This is a genomic window from Cetobacterium sp. (genome assembly GCF_051653945.1).
GTDB lineage: Bacteria > Fusobacteriota > Fusobacteriia > Fusobacteriales > Fusobacteriaceae > Cetobacterium_A.
The window spans coordinates 1-5,232 of the sequence record NZ_JBOFXD010000083.1; the positions used below are offsets into that span (position 1 = coordinate 1).

The following is a 5,232-nucleotide window of genomic DNA, read 5'->3' on the forward strand; positions in this document are numbered from 1 at the left end:
GCGAAGTTGCTGCCTCTTGCTCATGAGGGCTTTGCTGAGATTTGCTTTCTCTTGTACAATCTCAGCGAAAAAAAGCCTGATTCTATCCCAGAGGGAGCAAAATGAGGGAAAGGCATTGGCCACCCCCAAGAGCGGTCCCACCAAAAGGGAGTACCTTAAAAGGGGGATGCTGGAAGGGGGGCTTGGGGGGAAGAGCGGCGGGGGTGGACCAAGCCCACACATTTTTTATGAAAGAAAAAAGCCAGCGACTGACATCCCTATCCTTCACTGGAGATATGTGCCTCATCGCTGGCTTGTCCCCGCCGAATATCGGCCTACACAGAAGGCGGAGTTTCTTGAATAAAAAATTACATTTTAAATTACTAATATTGTGACTAGATTTTGAAAAACTAGAAAAAAACCTGATAGAAAATTAATGGGGGTAAAATTAATAAACTTTTAAATAAAAAAATACTTGCAGATCTATCACTGTATATATTAAGCTATATATAATTGTTTATTTTCATTCGGTATATTCCCCCCTAAATGAATATATCAAAAAAACTACTTGTGCCCCCTAAAGCTAAGTAGTTTTTTTATTAACAATAAATTTTTAAATTTTTAATTTCTTAAAACTAAAATAAGCTATCTCAATTAATAATACTTTTTTGGGGTATTCTCTTTTATAAAAATTCTATATAAAATTGCTCCTAATACAGCTCCTATAATTGGCATTACCCAAAATATCCATAATTGTGATAAGATTTCTCCCCTAGCTATTAAAGCAACTGCTGTACTTCTTGCTGGGTTTACAGATGTATTTGTAATAGGGATACTAATTAAGTGTATTAATGTCAGCCCTAATCCTATAGCTATTGGTGCAAAACCTTTTGGAGCATTCTCTGAAGTTGCTCCTAAAATAATAATTAAAAACATCATTGTCATTACTATCTCACAGATAATTCCTGATATTAAACTTGCTCCTGTAGGTGAAAAATATTCAACTCCATTTAGTGCAAATCCATTAACTATATCAAAATTTGGAACTCCAGAAGCAATTAAATATAATATATACGCTCCAAAAAGTCCACCTAAAACTTGACTTACAATATATGGAATTACATCTTTTTTTTCAGTTCTTCCAGCTACTGCCAATCCTACTGTTACTGCTGGATTTAAATGACAACCTGATATATGTCCTATTGCGTACGCCATTGTTAAAACTGTTAATCCAAATGCTATAGATACTCCTACAAATCCAATTCCTAACTCAGGGTAACTAGCTGCTAAAACAGCACTTCCACATCCACCTAATACTAACCAAAATGTTCCTATGAATTCTGCAAATAATTTTCTAGTCATTTATGTACTCTCCTTAAATTTTTTAAATCTGCAATAAAAATTTTAGTACACAGTTTAATTAGAATTACTTAAGATTCATTCTCTCTTTTACATAACTAAGCATTTTTAAAAATTAATCTGCTCTGTTCAAAGTTACATATATTCTCAAGTTCTTTAATTTTAACCTTACTAATATATAGTATTGATTTATCTTTAAAGATTATACGCTCCTCTTTATAATCTAGAATTTTGATTAAGCTAGTATTTATGATGAGTCCTCTTTCTAGTTTATAAAAATTAGGAAACTCAATTGTTAAAAAGTCTAAATCAGAAAAGGTTCGTTTTACAAAAAAAACTTCATTATCAATTAAATTAAACCTAATCTTTCTACTTATTCTACAATAATCCATATATAAAGTTTCAGAAAAATTGAAAAATCCTTTTAAATAAGTATCACCTAAATAAAATTCAGAATATTTTTTCTTAGAAGAGTAGTATTCTTCTATAGATTTTTCAATCTCATAAACATCATACCTAAGTATGCAATCAAAACATTTATTTGATTTAAGAAGTGTTCTCATCTCCTTTATATTAGAATTCCCTAGAAGAACAATAATAGAAATTCCGTGTGAGAGATAAAAATCAAACTCATCTTTAAAATTAACAATAGAAATATCCAAAAGAACTAGTTTGCAACATTCAACTATATTTGTTTCAATAAAATCATAGTTTAAAATCTCTTTCAACAAAATTTTTGAGTCATTATCAATTACAAGTCCTATTTTATTCATGTGAAGCCAACTCCTCATAAATAAGAGATAATCGGATAGAATTAACAAGACTAGATATCTTTTCAATAGTTCCAGTTAGATAGTTAATCTCATCAATTCCTAAATAGTTTTCTGGATCTTTAAAAAGTATGACTCCTATACAAGGGTTATTTCCAAAAGGAATCCTAAGTGCAGAAGTATATTCTGAGTTATAGATATTTTTTTTATCAATAAATAAATTTGAATTATATACTTCAAAATCTTTTTTAATTATATAATTTTGTTCATCATAATTTTTAAAAATTTTAACTTCAATTATTCTTAAATTGGTATTTTTTAAAATCTCATCTTTCAATTGTATTTCAAATTGTTTTTGCTCTTTAATTAGAACTAATTTATTAAATGTTTTTTCAATAGTATAAGATTTTCTAAGAAAAATTTTATCAAATATATAATTATAAAAATCTAAAATTAAAATTATAGCTAAAGTTAAAGTTGGTTGCTCTAAATTTTTATAATAAAATAAAGTTATATAAACTAAAGAGAAACCTAAAATAAATTTAATAAATCTACTTACGTTCTGATTATATGCTTTTAAAGAATAAAAGACAATTCCCCAGTAAAGAGATACGTAGGTCAACACTCTTAAAAAATTACTCAATCCTGTTAAGTTTGGAAAAAACAAATTAAAAGATTCTAAGAAAAAATATCCTATTAAAACAAACCCCCAACAAATATTTTTTAATATATTTCTTTTTTTAGAAAAAAGAATAAATAAAATTATTAAAAATATAACTCTAGATAAAGATAGATTTTTCCCAACAAATCTAATAATTTTTATTAAATATTCAAAATTTAAAAGTAAGTATGTATATATTTGTGGCGACACAATAATAAGAGCTATGATAAAACTATGTAGATAAGAGATAAATAAGGTGCTTATAAACCCCTTTTTTATAATATTGTATTTAGAAGAAATAAATTTATTAATTAGATAAAAAGCCAGTGTAAAACCTAAAATAGTAACGGTTAAAAAGTCTAATATTTTTATAATATCTGTATATCTTTTAATTCTAAAGCTTAAAATCAAGTTTAAAAATAAAATAAATGAGGTTAAATATAAAGTTTTATCTTCTTTTAACTGTTTTTTTAACTTCAGAAAAATAGATAAATTTAAAAGAACAAGTGATAAAGTAATTGCGTTTAAAAAATACTCTTGTTTTTCAGAAAATTGATTTCCTATAAATTCAATTTCAATTTCTTCCCAAGTGCTTTCTTTTATAAAGGGAATATTTTTAACCTCATCTTCATACTTTCCTTTTAAAATATAGTTACCGTTTGGGACATTTAGAAAAATTTTACCATTTAAAAAATCTTTACTTTCAAAATTGAGATTAGTATCACCAAATTTGTTATATAAAGAATATTCTCCTATTTGTTCATCAAGTATTTCCATATTTTTAATTTTCGGAACTACATAAATAAAATCTTCTTCCCTCAATGATAAAAATTTAATTAAAACTCCTAAAATTAAAGAAAAAATAACTATTGATACAATAAAAAAATTTTTTTTAGACATAAGATCATTCCTTCTATTTTTGATGTTTTGTTATTGAAATAATTTCAATATATAAAACAGGGATTATAATCAATGTTAATAGCGTTGAAAACGATAAACCAAATATAACTGCTATAGACATTCCAGAGTATAGCTCTGCTCCTTCGCCAAATCCTAGAGCTAGAGGAATCATGCCACATACTGTAGTCATTGTAGTCATTAAAATTGGTCTGAGTCTTGTTTTACATGATTCTTTAACTGCTCTATTTAATTCGTACCCACGATTTCTCAAAATTTTGATAAAATCTATTAATACAATGGCGTTATTAACAACAGTCCCTGCTAGCATTATTATTCCAATCATTACCATCATATCAAATGGAGAGTTAGTTAGCAAGAGTCCACTATAAACTCCAATCATTGCTAACGGTACTGATGCTAAGATAATTCCTGGAAGTAAAAAATTCTCAAACTGTGATGCTAAAATAGCATATATTAAGAATATTGAAATTCCAAGAGCCATTCCCATCTGAACAATTGCTTCGTTAAATAACTGTGACATTCCTCCCCACGAATAAGAAACACCTTTTGGTGGATTTGTTTCATTGAAAGCCTTCAATATCTCATTTTGAACTTTGCTTAAACCAATACCACCATCATTAGCACTAATTGTAGAGGTATATATTTTATCAATTTTATTAATTTCTGCTGCTCCCTCTGCCATAACAATATCTGCTACGTCTGAAACTTTTACAAATTTACCATCCGCTCCTCTAACACTTAACTCCTCTAAAGTTGAAATCTTAGTTCTTGAATCTTTTGGTAATCTTATTAAAACATCAATCTCTTCTGTTCCAGTTTTTACAGATAATGTTTGTCCAGTAGCTCTATTTCCTCCAAGGAAAGAGTAACTTATTATTCTACCTATATCCAATGGACTGATCCCATGTGCTCTTAATTTATCTCTATTTAAGACAACTCTAGCTTCTATATTTCCAGGCTCCACACTTGAAGTTATATCTGTAATTCCTGGATTTTGACTAATTTTTTCTTGTATTTTAGATATAATATTTTTACTAAGGTTTAAATCATTAGAACTTACTTGGAATTCTACATCTCCTTCACCAGACTCTATTTGATATTCATTTTGAAGATTAAAATAGATTCCTGGAATTGTGGTAAGCTCTTTTCTTAAATTTTTAGTAATATCAAAAACTGAAGTTTCACGCTCAGATTTTGGCCCAATATTTACATTTATAATCCCCTTATTGTCTTTAATTAAAGTGGAGTAAGATTTTGTTAAAGGATTATTTTTTACAACTTCAACAGCTTGCTCTGTAATCTCTTCCGCTCTTTCAACAGAAAGCCCACGTTCTAGCTTTAGTATAATAGAGTATCGGCCATAATCTTGTTTTGGTATGAACTCAGTTCTTGTCAACATTGGTCCTATTATCATCATAACCATAAATGTTAAAAATGCTAATGCTACTGTTTTCTTTCTATTTGAAATCGCCCATTCAATTATTTTTTCATAGATTGATTTTACTTTTCCAAATACTTTTCCCTCTTTTGTAATATCTACAT

The 5,232-nt window shown here is 28.0% G+C and carries 5 protein-coding genes; 1 reads left to right on the plus strand and 4 read right to left on the minus strand.

Annotated features, from left to right (window positions below; genetic code table 11):
• Positions 1–343: hypothetical protein (locus tag ACRC8M_RS09150; RefSeq protein ID WP_438528859.1), on the plus strand; the 343-nt coding region annotated here is incomplete at its 5' end.
• Positions 344–633: 290 nt separating this feature from the next.
• On the opposite strand, the gene aqpZ is transcribed toward ACRC8M_RS09150, so the two are convergent.
• The 4 genes from aqpZ to ACRC8M_RS09170 all read right to left on the minus strand — a co-directional run.
• A complete protein-coding gene (gene aqpZ, locus ACRC8M_RS09155) occupies positions 634–1,341 on the minus strand; it encodes an aquaporin Z (protein WP_438528860.1) in 708 nt (235 codons plus the stop codon).
• Between the two features lie 95 nt (positions 1,342–1,436).
• Positions 1,437–2,111, minus strand: a complete 675-nt coding sequence (locus ACRC8M_RS09160; protein ID WP_438528861.1) for a LytTR family transcriptional regulator DNA-binding domain-containing protein — start codon at positions 2,109–2,111, stop codon at positions 1,437–1,439.
• Positions 2,104–3,669, minus strand: coding sequence for a hypothetical protein (locus ACRC8M_RS09165; protein ID WP_438528862.1), 1,566 nt, complete (start codon positions 3,667–3,669; stop codon positions 2,104–2,106). The genes ACRC8M_RS09160 and ACRC8M_RS09165 overlap by 8 nt, the downstream gene beginning before the upstream one ends.
• Before the next feature lie 13 nt (positions 3,670–3,682).
• Positions 3,683–5,232 (minus strand): efflux RND transporter permease subunit (locus ACRC8M_RS09170; protein ID WP_438528863.1); only part of this gene is annotated, 1,550 nt, incomplete at its 5' end.

Excerpts from the sequence above, each read along its gene's own strand:
- ACRC8M_RS09160 (WP_438528861.1), bottom strand. The coding sequence starts at position 2,111 with ATGAATAAAATAGGACTTGTAATTGATAATGACTCAAAAATTTTGTTG.
- ACRC8M_RS09165 (WP_438528862.1), bottom strand. The coding sequence starts at position 3,669 with ATGTCTAAAAAAAATTTTTTTATTGTATCAATAGTTATTTTTTCTTTA.
- aqpZ (WP_438528860.1), bottom strand. The coding sequence starts at position 1,341 with ATGACTAGAAAATTATTTGCAGAATTCATAGGAACATTTTGGTTAGTA.